Below are 20,002 nucleotides of genomic sequence, written 5' to 3'. Positions count from 1 at the left end.
CGATTGTATAACCCGTGACTAGCGAGTTTTGGCCTCCACGAACGGTGGCGCGACGACCTCGCACTCGAGCGACCTGCCGCGCACGTCGACCGCGACCCGCTGGCCGTCGACGACACCGGCGTCGGTGTCGATCAGAGCCAGCGCAACACCGAGTTTCAGTGTCGGAGAGAAGGTTCCCGAGGTCGTCACCCCGACCGGCCGACCGTCGACGAGCACGGTCGTGTCGGCACGCAGCACCCCCCTTCCGACGGCACGCAAGCCACGGAGCAACCGGCGCGGGCCTGCTTCCTTCTCGGCGAGCAACGCCTCGCGGCCCCAGAAGGCGTCCTTCTTCCATCCGATCGCCCATCCGCAGCGCGCCTGTAGCGGCGAGATGTCCAGCGACAGTTCGTGCCCGTGCAGCGGATAGCCCATCTCGGTGCGAAGGGTGTCGCGGGCACCGAGACCCGCAGGCTGCCCGCCCGCTGCCGTGACTTCCTCGACCAGGGCGTCGAACACCACCGACGCGCGGTCCCAGGCCGGCAGCAGTTCATAGCCGTGTTCTCCGGTGTAGCCCGTGCGGCAGACCCTGACGGGGACGCCACCGAACTCGGCGTCGGCGTAGCCCATGTAGTCCATGTCGGTCGGGAGCCCGAGCCGGGAGACCACGTCGGCGGCCTTCGGACCCTGCACGGCCAGCACGGCATAGGAGCGGTGCTCGTCGGTGATCGTCAACCCCGCGGGCGCGCGCTCCTTCAGTGCGGCCACGACGGCAGGCGTGTTGGCGGCGTTGGGCACCAGGAAGATCTCGTCGTCGGAGACGTAGTACGCGATCAGGTCGTCGATGACGCCACCAGAATCGTTGCAGCACAGGGTGTATTGCGCCTTGCCCGGTGCGATCCGGCGGAGGTCGTTGGTGAGCGCGGAGTTGACGTACTCCGCCGCGCCCGGCCCCCGCACCAGGGCCTTGCCGAGGTGGCTGACGTCGAACAGCCCGACCGCCGACCGCGTGGCGTTGTGCTCGCTGACCGTTCCCGCATAGGACAGGGGCATCAGCCAGCCGGAGAATTCAGCGAAACTCGCCCCGAGCTCGCGGTGCCGGTCCTCGAGCGGACCGGACAGCAGGTTGTCACTCACGCCAGGCACAGTAATGCCCCCCCGGTCGCTGCGCTCCTGCCCCGCCGGTTCGGTGCCCACGAGTAGGCTCGATCCCCGTGAGCACTCTTCCCGGCCACCAGTCCCCCGCCGTCACCGTGTCCGCCACCCTCCCCAAGCGCCGTGCGGCCTCGGCAGTGCTGATCGTCCCCGTGGTCACGGGTGACGACGACACCGCGACGGTCGTATCGAACCCCTTCCTCGACGCCGAGGCCGTCGGCGAGATCGAGGTGGCGCTGAAGGCACTCGGAGCCAAGGGCAGCACCGAGCAGATCACCCGCGTGGTGGCGCCGTCGCTGCCGGTGTCCAGCGTGCTGGCGGTCGGCCTTGGCAAGTCGTCCGACGCGTGGTCCTCCGACGTGATCCGCCGGGCAGCAGGCGTGGCCGCACGTTCCCTTTCCGGCACCGAGGCCGTCGTCACCACTCTGTCCGAGCTCGATCTGGCGGCCACGATCGAGGGGCTGATCCTCGGTGCCTACCGGTTCACCGACTTCCGCAGCGCCAAGACCGCTCCCAAGGAGCCCGGGCTGGCCACCATCACCGCGCTGTCCACCGCGAAGGGCGCCAAGGCAACTGCGGCGCGCGCGGCCAACATCGCCACCGCGGTGGCGACTGCCCGCGATCTGGTCAACACCCCGCCGAGTCATCTGTTCCCCGACGAGTTCGCCAAGCGCGCAAGGGCTTTGGGAGAATCGGTCGGCCTGGAGGTCGAGGTCCTCGACGACAAGGCGCTGGCCAAGGCCGGCTACGGCGGCGTGGTTGGCGTCGGCAAGGGATCGTCGCGTCCGCCCCGGCTGGTCCGACTGACGCACAACGGGGGCAAGTCGAAGGCGCGCACGCAAGGAGCAAAGGCAGCCAAGGCCAAGAAGGTGGCGCTGATCGGCAAGGGCATCACCTTCGACACCGGCGGCATCTCGATCAAGCCTGCCGCCAACATGCATCAGATGACCTCCGACATGGGCGGAGCCGCGGCGGTCATCGCCGCCGTGGTGCTGGCCGCCAAGCAAGAACTGCCGATCGACGTGGTGGCCACCGTTCCGATGGCCGAGAACATGCCGTCGTCCACCGCGCAGCGGCCCGGCGATGTGCTGACGCAGTACGGCGGCATCACGGTGGAGGTGCTCAACACCGACGCCGAGGGCCGGCTGATCCTGGCCGACGCAATCGCGCGGGCGTGCGAGGACGACCCCGACTACCTGATCGAGACCTCGACGCTGACCGGCGCGCAGACGGTCGCACTCGGTGCGCGCACGCCTGGCGTGATGGGCAGCGACGAGTTCCGCGACCGCGTTGCGGCGCTGTCGCAGGGCGTCGGCGAGAACGCATGGCCGATGCCGCTGCCCGAGGAGCTCAAGGACGATCTCAAGTCGACGGTCGCCGACCTCGCCAACGTCAGCGGTTCCAGGTACGCGGGCATGTTGGTCGCCGGGGTGTACCTGCGCGAGTTCGTCGCCGACGGCGTGCAGTGGGCACACATCGACGTCGCGGGCCCGTCCTACAACACCGGCGGGCCGTGGGGTTACACCGGAAAGGGTGGCACGGGGGTGCCGACGCGCACCATGTTCGCGGTCCTCGAGGACATCGCCGAAAACGGGTAGCTGCGAGCGTCAGCCGTCCTCGAGTTGGCGACGCAGTTCGCGATCTCGCAGGATGCGCTGCCGCGCGTCGTAGTCCCGCATCCGTTGCGGATAGCCGACCTTCTGCACGTCGTAAACCGGGATCTTGAGCCGGTCGCTGAGCTTGCGGGCGCCCGAGTCGCCGCCCGTCCGACGCCGGGTCCATTGGCCGTCGGCGGCTACCAGACAGACGGTCACTTCCGTGACCGTGGTCTTGGGTTCGACGAACGCCTCAACGCCCTCGTGCGCGGCGACCCAGTTCCGCAAATACGTCAGATCAGCCGCAGCATCGCGGCCGTCAGAGCGCTTGGAACCGCTGCGGCGCAACTTGTCGAAGAGTCCCAACTCGGTGTGACTCCCTTCGCTGTGCAGGTGGCGTGATACCGGGTTAGGCCACATCGCCTCATTCGATAGTGCCAGAGCGGATAGTCCACCGGTCTGCGGCGAACGAAGCGCGCGGACGTGACAGGATGGGGGCCGACATTCGGCAGGTGACGAAGACCATTCGAGGGAGTCAAGAAACTATGGCCATCTCCGTTCAGATGCCCGCACTCGGTGAGAGCGTCACGGAAGGGACCGTCACTCGTTGGCTGAAGCAGGAAGGCGACACCGTCGAAGTCGACGAGCCCCTGCTGGAAGTCTCAACGGACAAGGTCGACACCGAGATCCCGTCGCCTGCGGCCGGTGTGTTGACGAAGATCGTCGCCCACGAGGACGACACCGTGGAGATCGGCGGCGAGCTGGCGCAGATCGGTGAAGCAGGCGAAGGCGGCGGCGACGCTCCCGCCGCGGCGAAGGAACCAGAGCCAGAACCCGAGCCCGAGCCCGAGCCGGAACCGCAGCAGGCCGCCGAGCCAGAGCCCGAGAGCGCGCCGGCGCCCGCAGCCGACGGCGGTGGCGGTGATGCGACCTCGGTGACGATGCCCGAACTGGGAGAGTCGGTCACCGAGGGCACCGTCACGCGTTGGCTCAAGAAGGTCGGCGACAGCGTCGAGGTCGACGAGCCGCTGGTCGAAGTATCCACGGACAAGGTCGACACCGAGATCCCGTCCCCCGTGGCAGGCACGTTGGTGTCGATCACGGCGGAGGAGGACGACACCGTCGCCGTCGGTGGCGAGCTCGCCAAGATCGGCGCCGCGGGATCGGCCCCGGCGCCAGCCGCGAAGCCCGAACCCAAACCGGAGCCCAAGCCCGAGCCGAAGCCGGAACCCAAGGCCGAGCCGAAACCCGAGCCCAAGCCGGAACCCAAGCCCGAGCCGAAGGCCGAACCCAAGCCCGAGCCCGCCGCGCCCGCTGCTTCGTCCGGTTCAGCGGACTCCGACGCCAACCCGTACGTCACACCGCTGGTGCGAAAGTTGGCGACGGAGAACGGCATCGATCTGGCCTCGGTCAAGGGCACCGGCGTCGGTGGCCGCATCCGCAAGCAGGACGTGCTCGCCGCGGCGGAGGCCAAGAAGGCTCCCGCACCGTCGGCACCCGCACCCGCTGCGGCCGCGACGAAGGCCGCACCTACAGCAGCCACCCCTGCACCCGCGCTGGCGCACCTGCGCGGAACCACGCAGAAGGCCAACCGGATTCGGCAGATCACGGCCAAGAAGACCCGGGAGTCGCTGCAGACCACCGCGCAGCTGACGCAGACCCACGAGGTCGACCTGACCAAGATCGTGTCGCTACGGGCAAGGGCCAAGGCGAGTTTCGCCGAACGCGAAGGCGTCAACCTGACGTTCCTTCCGTTCTTCGCCGTTGCGGTGATCGACGCGCTCAAGGCGCACCCGAACGTCAACGCCAGCTACAACGAGGACACCAAGGAGATCACCTACTACGACGCCGAGCACCTCGGCTTTGCGGTCGACACCGACCAGGGTCTGCTCTCCCCCGTCGTGCACAACGCGGGCGACCTGTCCATCGGCGGCCTCGCCAAGGCGATCGCCGACATCGCGGCGCGTGCCCGGTCGGGCAACCTGAAGCCGGACGACCTGTCGGGTGGCACCTTCACGATCACCAACATCGGCAGCCAGGGCGCGCTGTTCGACACCCCGATCCTGGTGCCGCCGCAGGCGGCGATGCTGGGCACCGGTGCGATCGTCAAGCGGCCACGCGTCGTCGTCGACGACAACGGCAACGAATCGATCGGTGTCCGGTCGGTGTGCTACCTGCCGCTGACCTATGACCACCGGCTGATCGACGGAGCCGATGCGGGACGCTTCCTGACCACCATCAAGCGTCGACTGGAAGAGGCAGCGTTCGAGGCCGACCTGGGGCTCTGAGCCGGTGGCCAACGGAACCAGTCGAACCGCAGTAGCGATCGCGGGTTCCTCCGGACTGATCGGGTCGGCGCTGACGTCCGCCCTTCGCGCGGCCGACCACCAGGTGTTGCGAATCGTCCGGCGGGCACCGTCGAGCGCCGACGAGGTGTTCTGGAATCCCGACACCGGCGAGTTCGACTCCGACGCACTGCGCGGGGTCGACGCCGTGGTGAACCTCTGTGGGGTCGGCGTCGGCGAGAAGCGCTGGTCGGGTGCCTTCAAGCAGAGCCTGCGCGACAGCCGGATCGGCCCGACCGAGGTGCTGTCGAGCGCCGTCATCGCGGCCGGTGTGCCCACGCTCGTCAACGCCAGCGCGGTCGGTTTCTACGGCGACACCCGTGGCCGCATCGTCGACGAGACGTCGCCTGCGGGAAGCGGCTTCCTGGCCGGACTGTGCGAGGACTGGGAGGCGGCGACGGAGTCCGCACAGCATGCGGGCACGCGGGTGGTGCTGGTGCGCACCGGTCTGGTGCTGTCACCCGCCGGCGGGATGCTGGGCCGCATCAAGCCGCTCTTCTCGCTGGGTTTGGGCGCCCGCCTCGGCAACGGCAAGCAGTACTTGCCGTGGATCAGCCTCGAGGACGAAGTACGGGCGCTGCTGTTCGCCATCGCCCACGACGACGTTGCCGGTCCGGTGAATCTGACCGGACCCGCACCGGTGACCAATGCCGAGTTCACCGCCGCGCTCGGCCGGGCCGTGAACCGTCCGACCGCCCTGTTGGTGCCAGGGTTCGTCTTGCGCACCGCGCTTGGCGAGTTCGCGGACGAAGGTCCGCTCGGCGGGCAGCGGGCGATCCCGGCCGCACTCGAGCGGGCCGGGTTCGAGTTCCACCACAACACCATCCGCGAGGCGCTGGCCTACGCCACCGCCCCCAAGGACACCTAGACCGGCGCCGAGTACCGTCGAATCCGTGGCGGCATCATCGGTTCGGTCAGCACGCACCCCCCTTGACGTGCGCCGGTTGGGCACCATCGACTACTCCAGCGCATGGGAACTGCAGCGCGAACTGGCCGACGCGCGCGTCGCTGGCGGTCCCGACACCCTGCTGCTACTCGAGCATCCGTCGGTGTACACCGCGGGCAAGCGCACCGAGCCCCACGAGCGGCCGGTCGACGGCGTCCCCGTGATCGACACCGATCGTGGCGGCAAGATCACCTGGCACGGCCCCGGCCAGCTGGTCGGATATCCGATCATCGGGTTGGCCGAGCCCATGGACGTCGTGAAGTTCGTTCGCCGCCTTGAGGATTCGCTCATCGCGGTGTGCGCATCGCTCGGGTTGTCAACCGGAAGGGTCGAGGGCAGGTCAGGTGTGTGGGTTCCCGGCCAGGACGGCCGACCGGCCCGCAAGGTCGGCGCGATCGGCATCCGGGTGGCCCGCGCGACGACACTGCACGGCTTCTCGCTGAACTGCGACTGCGACCTTGGCGCGTTCTCGACGATCGTGCCGTGCGGGATCTCCGACGCCGGGGTGACGTCGCTGAGCGCCGAACTCGGCCGCCCGATCGGGGTGAGTGATGTCACGGACGCGGTCGCCGATGCCGTCGGCGCCGCTTTGGACGGCCGACTGGAAGTAGCATTGACCCCGTGAGTGTCGAACCGGGAAGCCGCAAGTTGTTGCGCCTCGAAGTCCGCAACGCCGAGGTACCGATCGAACGCAAGCCACCGTGGATCAAGACCACCTTGAAGACGGGCCCGGAGTACAAGGAGCTCAAGGCTCTGGTGCGTCGTGAAGGCCTGCACACGGTCTGCGAAGAGGCAGGCTGCCCCAACATCTACGAGTGCTGGGAGGACCGCGAGGCCACCTTCCTCATCGGCGGCGAGCAGTGCACCAGGCGGTGTGACTTCTGCCAGATCGACACCGGCAAGCCCGCCGAGCTGGACCGCGACGAGCCCCGCCGCGTCGCGGAGAGCGTGCAGGCGATGGGGCTGCGGTACTCGACGGTCACCGGTGTGGCCCGCGACGATCAGCCCGACGGCGGCGCGTGGCTCTACGCCGAGACGGTTCGGCAGATCAAGGCACTCAACCCGAACACCGGCGTCGAGTTGCTGATCCCCGACTTCAACGCCATCCCCGAACAGCTCGAGGCGGTCTTCGAGACGCGCCCGGAAGTGTTGGCGCACAACGTCGAAACGGTGCCGCGGATCTTCAAGCGGATCCGTCCGGCATTCCGCTATCAGCGCAGCCTCGACGTGATCACCGCGGCGCGCGACTACGGCTTGGTGACCAAGAGCAACCTCATCCTCGGCATGGGCGAGACGCCCGACGAGGTGAACGTCGCGCTGACGGATCTCTACGAGGCCGGCTGCGACATCATCACCATCACGCAGTACCTGCGGCCCACGGTGCGCCACCACCCGGTGGAGCGGTGGGTCAAGCCCGAGGAATTCGTCGAGCACGCGAAGTTCGCCGAAGGACTTGGCTTCGCCGGTGTCCTTGCTGGTCCGTTGGTGCGATCGTCCTACCGGGCCGGTCGGCTGTACGCAGAAGCAGCACGTCTGCGGATGAAGAACAGTCCACCCGTATCCTGACCCAATGGCGAAATCCAGCAAGCCCGCCGTCAACAAGGCCGCAAAGGCCGAGGCGAAGGCCGCCCGAAAGGCGGCGTCCAAGCAGCGGCGCAGCCAGCTATGGCAGGCGTTCCAGATGCAGCGCAAGGAAGACAAGCGGCTCCTTCCCTACATGATCGGCGCGTTCGTGCTGATCGTGGCTGCAGCGGTAGTAGCCGGAGTGTTCAGCGGCAGCACGTTCACGATGGTCACGCTGATCCCGCTCGGCGTGCTGCTCGGCGCATTGGTGGCGTTCATCATCTTCGGCAGGCGCGCGCAGAAGTCCGTCTACAGCAAGGCCGAGGGCCAGACCGGCGCCGCGGCGTGGGCGCTGGACAACATGCGCGGCAAGTGGCGAGTCACCCCAGGCGTTGCCGCCACAGGACACTTCGACGCCGTGCACCGCGTGATCGGCAGGCCCGGCGTGATCTTCATTGGCGAAGGCTCCGCGGCCCGGGTGAAACCGTTGTTGGCGCAGGAGAAGAAGCGCACCGCGCGCCTGATCGGCGATACCCCGATCTACGACATCGTCGTCGGCAACGGCGAGGGTGAGGTGCCGCTGTCCAAGCTGGAGCGCCACCTGACCAAGTTGCCCGCCAACATCACCGCCAAGCAGATGGACGCGCTCGAATCCAAGCTGGTCGCGCTCGGCTCGCGGATGGGACCCGCCGCCATGCCGAAGGGCCCCCTGCCGGCGAACGCCAAGATGCGCGGCGTGCAGCGGACCGTGCGCAGGAAGTAACCGCTACCGCCTCACGACGGCGGTGTTCGTCGCCCGATCCTGCAGCCCGCGCGGGTCTGAATCGGTGACCACCGCAGGTATCACCAGCGCGATCAGCAGGCCCCGCACGACGGCCCGTCCGATGCCGACGTGCTCCCGACCGTCCACGGGGACAACGAGGAGCCCGCACGCCAGCTGACCAGGCGTGAAGCCGAACAGCCGCACCGAGATCGAGCCGAGCACGAACCAGACGATCAAGACCGCGGTCGACAGCGTCGCCATCGAAACGAGGCCGAAGGTCATGCCGAGGGCGGCCAGTCCGTACGCGATGAGCCAGTCGATCAGCAATGCACCGATGCGGCGGCCCATCCTGGCCAGTGAACGCGGTCCGGTCTTGGGCAGACCGAGCCGCTGACCCGGATACTCGTCAGCGCCTCCTGCGCGAGCACCGGCCTCGGACGGTGACGAACCAGACAGCCAGGAACCGAAGGTGCGGGGCATGCCACCAGCATATGGTCGACAGGCATTGCGTAACGTCGGCGCAACATGCGGTTGACGGCAGTGCAACATCGTGTCCCTAGCGTCAACCGGCGGGTTTATCAGATCAAAGGAGATTTCTCAGTGGCAGACAAGACGGCCGACGACATCATCAAGCTGATCAAGGACGAGAAGGTCGAATACGTCGACATCCGATTCTGCGATCTGCCCGGTGCCGTTCAGCACTTCTCGATCCCGGCTTCGGCGTTCGACGAGAGCATCTTCGAGGACGGCCTAGCCTTCGACGGCTCCTCGATCCGCGGCTTCCAGTCCATCCACGAGTCGGACATGATGCTGCTGCCCGACGCCGAGACCGCACGCATCGACCCGTTCCGCGCCGCGAAGACCCTGAATCTCCAGTTCTTCGTGCACGATCCGTTCACCCGCGAGGCGTACTCCCGCGACCCCCGCAACGTCGCTCGCAAGGCCGAGAACTACTTGACCAGCACCGGCATCGCCGACACCTGCTACTTCGGCGCCGAGGCCGAGTTCTACATCTTCGACTCGGTGAGCTTCGACTCGAAGATCAACGGCACGTTCTACGAAGTGGACTCGGAATCGGGCTGGTGGAACACCGGCGAACCGTTCGAGAACGACGGCAGCCCCAACCTGGGCTACAAGGTGCGGCCCAAGGGCGGCTACTTCCCCGTCGCGCCATACGACCACTACGTCGACCTTCGCGACGAGATGGCCACCAACCTGCAGAACGCCGGATTCACCCTGGAGCGCGGCCACCACGAGGTGGGCACCGCAGGCCAGGCCGAGATCAACTACAAGTTCAACACCCTGCTGGCAGCTGCTGACGACGTCCTGCTGTTCAAGTACATCATCAAGAACACGGCGTGGAAGAACGGCAAGACCGTCACCTTCATGCCCAAGCCGCTGTTCGGTGACAACGGCTCAGGCATGCACGCCCACCAGTCGCTGTGGAAGGACGGCAAGCCGCTCTTCCACGACGAGTCGGGCTACGCCGGCCTTTCGGACCTGGCGCGCCACTACATCGGCGGCATCCTGCACCACGCGCCGTCGCTGCTGGCGTTCACCAACGCCACCGTGAACTCCTACAAGCGTCTGGTGCCGGGCTACGAGGCCCCGATCAACCTGGTGTACAGCCAGCGCAACCGGTCGGCATGCGTGCGCATCCCGATCACCGGCAACAACCCGAAGGCCAAGCGTCTCGAGTTCCGTTGCCCGGACAGCTCGGGTAACCCCTACCTGGCGTTCGCGGCCATGCTGATGGCGGGCATCGACGGCATCAAGAAGAAGATCGAGCCGCTCTCCCCGGTCGACAAGGACCTCTACGAGCTGCCGCCGGACGAGGCCGCCAACATTCCGCAGGCGCCCACCTCGCTGGCAGCGGTGATCGACCGTCTCGAGGAGGATCACGAATACCTCACCGAGGGTGGAGTGTTCACGCCCGACCTGATCGAGACCTACATCTCGTACAAGCGGGAGAACGAGATCCTTCCGGTCCAGATCCGGCCGCACCCGTACGAGTTCGCGCTCTACTACGACGTTTAATCGGGGGCTGACCCGCCGAATCAGGCGCGTCAATCCGCAGTAGATTCAAACGAGTCCATCCGTTCGGCGATCACAGCATCGATTGTCGGGCGGGTGGACTCGTCTGCGTGGGCCACAAGTACCCGTATGCGTCCAAAGTCGTGGGCGCGGAGACGTGGCCCATCCGGTCCTGCACTGTCTTGATGTCATTCCCATCGTGAATCAGCGCATCGACGCCAGGTAGTGGCGCAGATCGTGGAACTCGATCCACCCCTTACCCTTCGAGTGCTCGCGGAGGGCCATCTGGTTCGTTCGACGGAGATTCCTCGACAATCTCGGCGTCGATGGGGTCGCCGTCATTCGTGCCGTCAGGTTTGGCAGTCTGTCCTGCACCCAGCTGAGGTCTGGACCTAGCGCCGATTTCTGTTGATCCACTTGCCAATTCGGCGAGGTGAGACCAGAACGTCAGGACCCCTTCGAGCAGACCGTTGGCGTCGTCAGCGCGCCACGGTCTACCGCGTGCTTGGCGGTGACATCGAAAACTCAGTCAACTAGGCCGCTCTCCGTATGACAATTTCGGCTCGACTGGACCCCTATCAGGGTTTGGTCAAGCCCGACCGCCAATTGTCCGAAAGTGCAATCGGCAAAGGCGATTGCTTCGGCTTGGTCGGCGATGCGGCCCGTTATCTCGGGATGTTTGTCGAGGTGGCACTGCGCAGTTTCGCAGTCGGTGTGAAACGTGATCGCCCCGCACACGGTATCGGCGAGGATTCCACGACAGTCGGTGTGGCCGATCACGATCACGCAGGTCGGGGGTTGCCATGTCCATTCATCGCCACGGCGTTCGATGCGGATCGGTGCCCCAGAGGTGGGGTCGGTGGAAACGACGACGCCGTCATGGGCAGTCATCAATGGGATTCCGAGCGCGTCGATTGCACACATTGCTGCGGCCTGCGAGTAGCCGGTGAGCTGCACTGTGTGGCCGGTCGGCAGCGCAGAAAAGGGATAGGCGACTCTGATCGATCCGTCAGGTGCGGTGTGGACCAGGTCTGCGGTGGCCAGCTGTTGCAGCGCGTCCTCGATGTCGAGGCCCAGCGTGGTCGCAGTCTGCCGCAGACCGTCGCAATGTGCATTTCCGTTGAAACAGAAGTCGCGCAGCACTGCTCGGTGAAGTTCCTGGATCGCTGGTGGAAGCTGCCGAGCTACGGTCAGGATCGGCTGGGGAGCGCCAGGCAGATCGTTCATGTGTCGGAGATTCCATTGGTGTGGAGTTGTTTTCGTTCATCGCCCGTGTTGGTGCGCAAGGCGTCCAGAACTCTTGTGGTAGTCGGCAGGTCGAGTCGGCAAGAGTTACCGGTCGGCGCGCCGTCTTCGGGCCGCATCACGTCGACGCCGTCGATGAGGATTGTCGGCGACGGATATGGACCCACGCGGTCGATGATCGGCGTATCGATGCCGAGGGCGGCAAGGCAGTCAACGACAGTTTCTTTGGCTGCGGCAGCGTTGGGGCATCCCAGCGAGGTCAATACTTCAACACGCATGGCAATCATTCCGCAGTGTGGACGTTGTGGCGGCGGCGACGGTTTCGATGTCGTGCAGGATCGGGCAGTCGCGTTCGGCGCGGGGTTGATCACAGGTGTCGATGAGGCGGGCCAGGGCGTCACGCATGCCTGCGAGTTCGTCGATGCGCCGTTGTAAGTCGGTGATACGGGTGCGGGCCATCGCGAGTGTGTCCTCGCAGGAGGCGGGACCCCCGTCGGCGAGGTGCAGGAGATCTTCGATGTCGCCGAGGGTGAAACCGAGTTGTTGGGCGCGCTTGACAAAGCGAACCACCCGTACAGCGTCCGGGGTGTACGAACGATACCCGGCGTGGGTCCGCTCGGGTTCGGGCAGCAAGCCTCGGCGTTCGTAGTACCGCAGGGTCTGGGCGTTGACGTGTGCCTGGGCGGCGACCTCGCTGGTTCTCACTTCATCAGCATGAACCCTGTACCCAACTACCGAGTCAAGCGCAGGCAAGCCCGTCCCGTTCGTGGTGATCACGCGCCGACCTCGAGGCGGATACCTCCAGCGGCAGTGTTGACGCTTTCGGCGGGGTCGGTGAGTTCGTTGTCCGGCGGAAGGGTGCGGCTACCGGATTCTGGGCCGCAACATTCGGGGGTGTCGTCTGTTGGAGTCGTGCAGATGCCGTTGTTCGTGGTTCTGCGGTATCGCCACGCGGCGCTGACCGCGGCCAGGACAACCCCACCGAGGCCAGACTGGCAACGATGGTCGTATGAGTTTGGAGACAGGTGGACACCGACGCGGAGACCTGCACCAGCCCAACGCCGTTCAACTGACCGCCGTCGATGACTGCTGGCAACCGGCGGCCTGACGACCGAACCAGTTAGTCCCTAGCCGACGCATTGCGGACGACTCACCTCGTCCGCAGCGCGTCCGTTGTTTCGATGTTTCGCGCCAATGATCTTGTTTCAGGACCATCATCGAACCGGTGAAGCTCAACATCTCCCGGCCCTCGGCCGATGCACCCGATTCGATGGCGATCTACGACAGGTTGCGCCAGATGTCCGCCGACGAGAACGCGGCTCATAGCGATGAGGACATCTTGAGCGAGGTCGTCAGCGGCCTCTTCAACATCGTCGCCAAACTCGAGTCCGAAAGCGGCGGAGCCTAGCCACGCCCGGGGAGCCGACGGTATTCGGACCCTGGTCCGTATAAGCTGTGAGCATGTCGAAACTGGACGCCAAACTCACCTCGTTCTCGCCGTATGTGCTGAGTATCTTTCGCATCGTGTTCGGCCTGCTGCTGACCATTCACGCCACGCAGAAGCTGTTCGCCTGGCCGGTGGGCTCTCCGGCCGCGGACGGCACGCTCACCGGCCCCGCCGTGCCGTTCGGCATGTGGCCGTATTGGTGGGGCGGGCTCATCGAGATCGTCGTCGGGCTGCTGCTCATGGCGGGGCTGGTCACCCGGCTTGCTGCCTTCGTCGGGTCGGGCGAGATGGCCTTCGCGTACTTCACCCAGCACCAGCCGACTGGGCTGTGGCCGATCGAGAACGGCGGCGAACTGGCCGTGCACAACTGCTTCGCGTTCTTCCTGCTGGTCTTCACCGGCGGTGGCGCCTGGGCCCTCGACGCCCTGCGGGAAGGGAAGACGAAACGCTAGGCCCCGCTTCCACGACTATCTGGACGACAAGCCGGTGGATCTCGCCATGGTGAGTGCCTTCACCGGACTGGTCTCGATGAGCGGGAACAAGCGGGTGGCCGACGTCGGCTGCGGCACGGGCGTCACCACCGCCAAGTTGCGCAGCTACGGTATCGATGCATTCGGGATCGACTTGTCCCCCAACGTGATCGCCGAGGCGCAACGACTCAATCGCGACATCGAATTCAGCGTGGGATCGATGACCGACCTTGGCGTCGCCGATCTGGCCGTCGGCGGTGTCTGCGCCTGGTACTCCATCATTCACGTGCCCGACGACCACCTACCGCGGGCATTCGACGAGTTCTACCGCGTGCTGATACCGGGCGGCTTCGCCCTGCTCGCGTTCCAAGTCGGCGACGAGCCCCTCGTCCTCGACGAGGCCTTCGGACAACGCGTGGAGCTGACGTTCATCCGAAGGCAACCCGACCACGTCCTTGCCCTGTTGGAGCGGGCAGGACTGCGGCCCTACGCCCACCTGGTCCGCGAGCCCGCCGACGGAACACACGAATCCACCAAGCAGGCGTACCTCGTCGTCAGGAAACCCGATACGCCTGCGTGAGGATCAGCCGTCGAGGCGATTGTCCTTGCGGAAGCGCTTCATGGAGTCGATCTTGTCGGCGGTGCTCGACGCAGGACCCGTGTAGAACATCCACGGCATCGTGATGACGCCGTGGATGCCCGCCGCCTCTGCGCGCGCGTAGTGCTCGGGGAGGTAGGCATCGGCCAGCGGCGTCAGGATCGTGAAATCGTCCATGGTCAAGCCCTTTTCGGCCCGTAGCTCACTGAGCCGGTCCACCGACGCGATCGCCCGGTCGGTGCTGATCAGGTCGCCGATCCAGCCGTCGTTGCGCGCTGCGCGGCGCAACGCGATGTCGGACAAGCCGCCGACGTAGATCGGAATGTGCGGTGGGGTTGGCTCCATCTCCAGCCGCGGCGTTTGGTAGAACTCACCGTCGAACTCCGTCCAGCCGGGCTGCCAGAGGGCGCGCATCAACTGCAGGATCTCGTCGGTGCGCTTGCCGCGGCGGTCGAACCGCTGGCCCATCAACGTGAACTCTTCCTCGCACCACCCGACGCCGATGCCCAGTTCGAGCCGGCCGTCGGCCAGACATGCCGCCGTCCCGATGGCCTTCGCCGCCGAATAGGGATCGCGCATGCCTGGCAGGTACACGGTGGTGACGAAGCGCAGCCTGCTGGTGGCCAGCGCGATCGCCCCGATCATCACCCACGGATCGGGCCAGTGCGTGAACGGCTCCCACCGGCGCGAGCCGTCCTCCGTATACGGGTACGGCGTCTCAAGGGTCTCCAGGTTGACGACGTGGTCGGCGATGCCCATCCCGTCATACCCGAGTTCGTCTGCAGCCTTGGCGATTTCGACGACCTCCTTGACGTCGAGGAACGCGGTGCTCACGTAGAACTTCATCCGGCGTCACGCGCCCACGCAGGCCTGATGAATACCCCGTCGGCCTCGACGGTCGGTCCGTCGGCATCGCCGAGGAAGCCCCGCGCGAAGGTCTTGATGCCCTCGGTACGTTCGATGTAGGCCTCGGCGCGCAGCGGCCCCAGCGGTGTGCCCCGAAGATAGCGCAGCGTGATGGTTCCGGTGAACAACGGCTTGGTCAGGCCTTCGCTGGCCGCCTCGCCGAGGATGTGATCGAGAACGAGTGCGCCGATGCCACCGTGCACCAGACCGGGCGGCCCTTCGTAGGCCACGCCCAAGGTGAACTCCGACCAGTACCGTCCGTCGCCATCCTCATGGATCTCCATGGGCGGCGCCATCGCATTGCGAAGCCCGACAGCCGGATTGGTCCACGCCAGTGGACGTCCGGTGCCTGCGTGGCGCAGGGTCGAGGTGTCGGACTGGGCGCGCTCGAGCGTTTCGGTCGTCGCATCGATGGCGGCAATGGCGTCGCGGATTGTGTCGTCGTCCACGCCGGTGCGGATGCCCGCGCCGATCAGCCTGCGGATGGATTGCGTCAGCGGTTCGTACACATCGCGGAGCCGGTCGTACTCCTCGGCGCCGATGAAGTCGAACTGAATGTCTCTATTCAAGCTCCCCACCTCATGCTCCAAAGACCTTTCGTACCACTGTTTTCGCCCGGCGGGTCACCCGCAGGTAGTTGTCGAGGAACTCGCCACCATCGTCGTTGTGCCAGCCTGCGGCCAACGCCACCGCGTTGAGCTGACGGCCAGGGCCCGGCAGCTGATCGGTTGGCTTGCCGCGAACCAGGACCAGCGCGTTGCGCGCCCGCGTCGCGGTCAGCCACGCCTGCCGCAGCAGATCGATGTCTCCCTCGGCGATCAACTCTGCCGCACCGATGGCGTCGAGCGTCTCCAGCGTCGACGTGCCGCGCAACGATTGCACCCTGTGCGCGTGGCGCAGTTGCATGAGCTGCACGGTCCACTCGATGTCGGCCAGCCCGCCGCGGCCGAGCTTGGTGTGGGTGTTGGGATCGGCGCCGCGCGGTAGACGTTCGGCGTCGACGCGTGCCTTGATGCGCCGGATCTCCTGCACCGCTTCGGCAGATACGCCGCCGGCGGGATAGCGGGTCTTGTCGATCATCAACAGGAAGCGCTCACCAAGGTCGGGATCGCCTGCAACGCGGTGTGCCCGCAGCAACGCCTGGATCTCCCACCCCTGCGCCCACTGCGCGTAGTACGCCTCGTAGGACGCCAGCGTGCGGACCAGCGGGCCGTTCCGACCCTCCGGCCTCAGGTTCGCGTCGACCTCCAAAGGTGGGTCCGCGCTTGGCGTCCCGAGCCGCGCGCGCACCTGCTCGGCGATGGTCACCGACCACTTGACGGCGACGGACTCGTCGACGCCGTCCACCGGTTCGCACACGAACATCACGTCGGCGTCGGAACCGTAGCCGAGTTCTCCGCCACCGAGGCGGCCCATGCCGATGACCGCGATCCGCGCTGGCGGCCCCGACGGCGGGGTGTTGGCACGCACGACCGCGTCGAGGGCGGCCTGCAGCACGGCCACCCAGACCGAGGTCAGCGCCTTGCACACGTCGGTCACCTCGAGCATGCCGAGGAGGTCCGCCGACGCGATGCGGGCCAGTTCCCTGCGCCGCAGGGTGCGGGCGGCCATGATGGCGCGCACGGGGTCGGCGTGCCTGCCTGCCGACGCGACGAGGGCCTTCGCCATGCTTTCCGGTTCGGTCTCCAACAACTTGGGTCCCTGTGGCCCGTCGGCGTACTGCTGGATCACCTCGGGCGCGCGCAGCAGTAGATCGGGCACGAACGCCGACGTGCCGAGCACGCGCATCAGTCGCTTGGCCACCGCGCCCTCGTCGCGCAGCGTCGCCAGGAACCAGCGCTGCTCGGACAACTCCTCGCTGAGCCGCCGGTAGGCCAGCAGCCCCGCGTCGGGGTCCGGGGTGTCGGACAGCCAGTCAAGCAGCGTCGGCAGCAGCACCTGCTGCACCCGGCCGCGCCGCCCACTGTGCCCGGTCAGCGCCGCCAGGTGGGTCAGCGCACTCTGCGGGCCCTCGTAACCAAGTGCGGCGAGCTGACGTTCGGCGGCCTCCGCTGACAGGGACGCCGTCAGCTCGACGCCCGCGCCAACCACCGACTCGAGCAGCGGTTGGTAGAAGAGCTTCGCGTGCAGCCGCGACACCCGCATGCTCTGCCGCTTGAGCTCCTCGCGCAGCACGCCGAGCGCGTCGTGCTGACCGTCGGGCCGCATGTGCGCGGCGCGTGCCAGCCAGCGCATCGCCTCCTCGTCGTCGGCCTCGGGCAGCATGTGCGTGCGCTTGAGTCGCTGCAGCTGTAGCCGATGTTCGAGCAGCCGCAGGAACTCGTAGGACGCCGTCATGTTCGCGGCGTCGTCGCGTCCGACGTAGCCACCCTCGCCGAGCGCGGCCAGCGCATCGACGGTCGACGCGACGTGCAGCGAGTCGTCATTGCGGCCGTGCACCAACTGCAGCAGCTGCACGGCGAATTCGACGTCGCGCAACCCACCGGTGCCGAGCTTCAGTTCACGGGCCCGCACCCCCGCGGGTACCAGTTCCTCGACGCGGCGCCGCATCGCCTGCACCTCTGGTACGAAGTCCTCGCGCTCGCAGGCGGTCCATACCATCGGGTTCAGCGCGGCCATGTACTGCGCGCCGAGCTCGGCGTCGCCAACCGCGGGGCGCGCCTTCAGCAGCGCCTGGAACTCCCAGGTCTTGGCCCACCGCTCGTAGTACGCGACGTGCGACTCCAGCGTGCGGACCAGCTCACCGCGCTTGCCCTCGGGCCGCAGCGCCGCGTCCACCTCGAAGAAGGTCTCGGAGCCCAACCGCATCATCTCGCCTGCGACGCGGGTGGCGACGGTCAGGTTGGTGTCGGCCGCCGAGCCAGCCACGAAGATGACGTCGACGTCGCTGACGTAGTTCAGCTCGCGCGCGCCGCACTTGCCCATCGCGATGACAGCGAGTCGCGGCGGCGGGGTGTCGTCCCCGCAGACCGTACGGGTGGCGACGATCAGCGCCGCTCCCAGCGCGGCGTCGGCCAGGTCGGCGAGGTGCTCTCCAACGGTGGCGAAGGGCAGTACCGGCTCGTTCTCGACGGTCGGTGACACGTCAAGAGCAGCCAGCACCAGCATTCGGTCCCGGTAGAGAATCCGCAGCGACGACTGAATTGACCTTGCGTCGGTGGCACTTTCAGCCACTGCCGCGAACTCGCGGCGCAATTGCTCGGCCGACGGCAGCGTGACGTTGCCTGCGAGCAGATGCCAGGACTTCGGGTGTGCGACCAGATGGTCGCCGAGCGCCAGCGAGGAACCAAGTACGGCGAACAGCCGCCCCCGCAGCGAGCGGTCCTTGACCAGCGCGCGGTTCAGCTCGTCCCAGTCACCGCCGAGTGCGTCGGCGATGCGCACCATTGCGCGCAGCGCGGAGTCGGCGTTGGGCGCGCGCGACAGCGACCACAACAACTCGACGTGGGCGTCGGTTTTCCAGCCCAGCCGGTCTAGATCCGCACGCGCGGGAGGTTCGACCAATCCGAGCCTGCCGACGCTGGGCAGCGTGGGTCGCTGCGTCGCGGGTTTGGCCATGCCGTCACGTTAGCGCAGCCGTTATTCCACGCGTTTCCTACAACGACAGGTACGTCTTGAGCTCGAACGGCGTGACGTGGCTGCGGTAGTTCTCCCACTCGGCGCGCTTGTTGCGCAGGAAGAAGTCGAAGACGTGCTCCCCCAACGCTTCCGCGACCAATTCGGAGCTCTCCATCTCGCTCAGCGCCACCCCGAGGCTCGACGGCAGCTCGCGGTAGCCCATGGCGCGCCGCTCCTCCGGGGTCAGGTTCCACACGTTGTCCTCGGCCTGCGGCCCGAGCGTGTAGCCCTTCTCGACGCCGCGCAGACCCGCCGCCAGCAGTACGGAGAACGCCAGATACGGGTTGCATGCCGAATCGGGGCTGCGCACCTCGACACGGCGTGACGATGCCTTGCGCGGCGTGTACATCGGTACCCGGACGAGCGCCGAGCGGTTGGCCGCACCCCACGACGCCGCGGTCGGGGCCTCGCCGCCGTGCACCAGCCGCTTGTAGGAGTTCACCCACTGATTGGTGACGGCGCTGATCTCGCTCGCGTGCTCGAGCACGCCCGCGATGAACGACTTGCCGACGTCGGAGAGCTGCAACGGATCGTTGGGATCGTGGAAGGCGTTGTTCTCGCCCTCGAAAAGGCTCATGTGGGTATGCATGGCCGACCCGGGGTATTCGGCGAACGGCTTGGGCATGAACGATGCCCGCACGCCTTCGGTGAGTGCGACCTCCTTGACCACGTAGCGGAACGTCATGACGTTGTCCGCCATCGACAGCGCGTCGGCGTAGCGCAGGTCGATCTCCTGCTGCCCAGGGGCGCCCTCGTGGTGGCTGAACTCGACCGAGATGCCCATCGACTCCAGCGCTTCGATCGCGTGGCGGCGGAAGTTCGGTGCGGCATCGTGAATGGTCTGGTCGAAGTAGCCGCCGTTGTCAGCTGGGATCGGCGGCTCGTCGTCGGAGCCCGGCTTGAGGAGGAAGAACTCGATCTCCGGGTGCACGTAGCAGGAGAAGCCGAGGTCTGTGGCCTTGGCGAGCTGGCGGCGCAGCACGTGCCGGGAGTCGCCCCACGACGGCGAGCCATCCGGCATGGTGATGTCGCAGAACATCCGAGCCGAGTGGTGCTTGCCCGCGCTCGTCGTCCACGGCAGAACCTGGAACGTAGACGGATCGGGACGCGCGACCATGTCGGATTCCGACACGCGGGCGAAGCCCTCGATGGACGAGCCGTCGAAGCCGATGCCCTCTTCGAAGGCTCCCTCGAGTTCGGCCGGCGCGATCGCCACGGATTTGAGGTATCCGAGCACGTCGGTGAACCACAACCGCACGAACCGGATGTCGCGTTCCTCCAGCGTGCGCAGCACGAATTCCTTCTGGCGATCCATGTCCGCAGCGTAGGCACCGGCTG

General features: G+C 66.8%; 20 protein-coding genes. 10 read left to right on the top strand and 10 right to left on the bottom strand.

All coding sequences use genetic code 11. The features are described from left to right. Positions 1–18: 18 nt before the first annotated feature. Positions 19–1,116, bottom strand: a complete 1,098-nt coding sequence (gene gcvT, locus HNP02_RS39175) for a glycine cleavage system aminomethyltransferase GcvT (RefSeq protein ID WP_184446053.1) — start codon at positions 1,114–1,116, stop codon at positions 19–21. 77 nt (positions 1,117–1,193) lie between these two features. Between gcvT and HNP02_RS39170 the strand changes: the two genes are divergently transcribed. Continuing rightward, positions 1,194–2,732 carry a leucyl aminopeptidase gene (locus tag HNP02_RS39170; protein ID WP_184446052.1) on the top strand — a complete coding sequence of 513 codons (1,539 nt, stop codon included), beginning with the start codon at positions 1,194–1,196 and terminating at the stop codon, positions 2,730–2,732. A 9-nt stretch (positions 2,733–2,741) separates the two neighbouring features. Here the strand turns inward: HNP02_RS39170 and HNP02_RS39165 are convergent, their stop codons facing one another. Then, on the bottom strand, positions 2,742–3,095 hold the full coding sequence (locus HNP02_RS39165; RefSeq protein ID WP_184446110.1) for an oxidoreductase: 354 nt from the start codon (positions 3,093–3,095) through the stop codon (positions 2,742–2,744). A 179-nt stretch (positions 3,096–3,274) separates the two neighbouring features. Here HNP02_RS39165 and sucB point away from each other — a divergent pair, with 179 nt between their 5' ends. The 5 genes from sucB to HNP02_RS39140 are packed head-to-tail and all read left to right on the top strand — an operon-like array spanning position 3,275 to position 8,346. After that, positions 3,275–5,017 (top strand): 2-oxoglutarate dehydrogenase, E2 component, dihydrolipoamide succinyltransferase, encoded by a 1,743-nt coding sequence (gene sucB / locus HNP02_RS39160; protein WP_184446051.1) that lies wholly within the window; start codon positions 3,275–3,277, stop codon positions 5,015–5,017. 4 nt (positions 5,018–5,021) lie between these two features. Beyond that, complete coding sequence (locus tag HNP02_RS39155; protein WP_184446050.1) at positions 5,022–5,942, top strand: TIGR01777 family oxidoreductase; 921 nt, start codon at positions 5,022–5,024, stop codon at positions 5,940–5,942. Between the two features lie 25 nt (positions 5,943–5,967). Further along, positions 5,968–6,645, top strand: coding sequence for a lipoyl(octanoyl) transferase LipB (gene lipB / locus HNP02_RS39150; protein ID WP_184446049.1), 678 nt, complete (start codon positions 5,968–5,970; stop codon positions 6,643–6,645). Then, positions 6,642–7,586, top strand: a complete 945-nt coding sequence (lipA, locus tag HNP02_RS39145) for a lipoyl synthase (protein WP_184446048.1) — start codon at positions 6,642–6,644, stop codon at positions 7,584–7,586. Before lipB ends, lipA begins: the two co-directional genes overlap by 4 nt. Positions 7,587–7,590: 4 nt before the next feature. Further along, entirely contained in the window at positions 7,591–8,346 is a 756-nt protein-coding gene (locus tag HNP02_RS39140; protein WP_184446047.1) for a DUF4191 domain-containing protein, read from the top strand. A 3-nt stretch (positions 8,347–8,349) separates the two neighbouring features. Here HNP02_RS39140 and HNP02_RS39135 read toward each other — a convergent pair whose 3' ends face one another. Then, positions 8,350–8,826 carry an RDD family protein gene (locus HNP02_RS39135; RefSeq protein WP_184446046.1) on the bottom strand — a complete coding sequence of 159 codons (477 nt, stop codon included), beginning with the start codon at positions 8,824–8,826 and terminating at the stop codon, positions 8,350–8,352. Positions 8,827–8,946: 120 nt separating this feature from the next. On the opposite strand from HNP02_RS39135, the gene glnA reads away from it, so the two are divergent. After that, entirely contained in the window at positions 8,947–10,383 is a 1,437-nt protein-coding gene (gene glnA, locus HNP02_RS39130) for a type I glutamate--ammonia ligase (RefSeq protein ID WP_184446045.1), read from the top strand. Between the two features lie 522 nt (positions 10,384–10,905). Here the strand turns inward: glnA and merB are convergent. The 3 genes from merB to HNP02_RS39115 form a co-directional block, all read right to left on the bottom strand. Beyond that, positions 10,906–11,523, bottom strand: coding sequence for an alkylmercury lyase family protein (gene merB, locus HNP02_RS39125; RefSeq protein WP_184446044.1), 618 nt, complete (start codon positions 11,521–11,523; stop codon positions 10,906–10,908). An 80-nt stretch (positions 11,524–11,603) separates the two neighbouring features. Next, on the bottom strand, positions 11,604–11,903 hold the full coding sequence (locus HNP02_RS39120) for an alkylmercury lyase (RefSeq protein WP_184446109.1): 300 nt from the start codon (positions 11,901–11,903) through the stop codon (positions 11,604–11,606). Further along, a complete protein-coding gene (locus tag HNP02_RS39115) occupies positions 11,893–12,330 on the bottom strand; it encodes a MerR family transcriptional regulator (protein ID WP_184446043.1) in 438 nt (145 codons plus the stop codon). The genes HNP02_RS39120 and HNP02_RS39115 overlap by 11 nt, the downstream gene beginning before the upstream one ends. A 520-nt stretch (positions 12,331–12,850) precedes the next feature. On the opposite strand from HNP02_RS39115, the gene HNP02_RS39110 reads away from it, so the two are divergent. The 3 genes from HNP02_RS39110 to HNP02_RS39100 are packed head-to-tail and all read left to right on the top strand — an operon-like array spanning position 12,851 to position 14,122. Beyond that, complete coding sequence (locus HNP02_RS39110; protein ID WP_184446042.1) at positions 12,851–13,033, top strand: hypothetical protein; 183 nt, start codon at positions 12,851–12,853, stop codon at positions 13,031–13,033. 53 nt (positions 13,034–13,086) lie between these two features. Further along, the gene (locus HNP02_RS39105) at positions 13,087–13,524 is read left to right on the top strand and encodes a DoxX family protein (protein WP_184446041.1); all 438 of its coding nucleotides are present in this window, start codon (positions 13,087–13,089) and stop codon (positions 13,522–13,524) included. Positions 13,525–13,570: 46 nt separating this feature from the next. Then, entirely contained in the window at positions 13,571–14,122 is a 552-nt protein-coding gene (locus HNP02_RS39100; protein WP_184446040.1) for a class I SAM-dependent methyltransferase, read from the top strand. 3 nt (positions 14,123–14,125) lie between these two features. On the opposite strand, the gene HNP02_RS39095 is transcribed toward HNP02_RS39100, so the two are convergent. The 4 genes from HNP02_RS39095 to HNP02_RS39080 are packed head-to-tail and all read right to left on the bottom strand — an operon-like array spanning position 14,126 to position 19,979. After that, positions 14,126–14,986, bottom strand: coding sequence for a TIGR03619 family F420-dependent LLM class oxidoreductase (locus HNP02_RS39095; RefSeq protein ID WP_184446039.1), 861 nt, complete (start codon positions 14,984–14,986; stop codon positions 14,126–14,128). Continuing rightward, a complete protein-coding gene (locus HNP02_RS39090; protein ID WP_184446038.1) occupies positions 14,983–15,615 on the bottom strand; it encodes a PaaI family thioesterase in 633 nt (210 codons plus the stop codon). The genes HNP02_RS39095 and HNP02_RS39090 overlap by 4 nt, the downstream gene beginning before the upstream one ends. A gap of 10 nt (positions 15,616–15,625) precedes the next feature. Next, the gene (locus HNP02_RS39085; protein WP_184446037.1) at positions 15,626–18,604 is read right to left on the bottom strand and encodes a bifunctional [glutamine synthetase] adenylyltransferase/[glutamine synthetase]-adenylyl-L-tyrosine phosphorylase; all 2,979 of its coding nucleotides are present in this window, start codon (positions 18,602–18,604) and stop codon (positions 15,626–15,628) included. 37 nt (positions 18,605–18,641) lie between these two features. Then, entirely contained in the window at positions 18,642–19,979 is a 1,338-nt protein-coding gene (locus HNP02_RS39080) for a glutamine synthetase family protein (RefSeq protein ID WP_184446036.1), read from the bottom strand. Positions 19,980–20,002: the final 23 nt, after the last annotated feature.

Origin of the sequence: Mycobacterium sp. AZCC_0083, from assembly GCF_014202335.1 — a bacterium.
GTDB lineage: Bacteria > Actinomycetota > Actinomycetes > Mycobacteriales > Mycobacteriaceae > Mycobacterium.
Note: the sequence above shows the minus strand (reverse complement) of the source record. Positions and strands in the feature narration are given on the sequence as shown.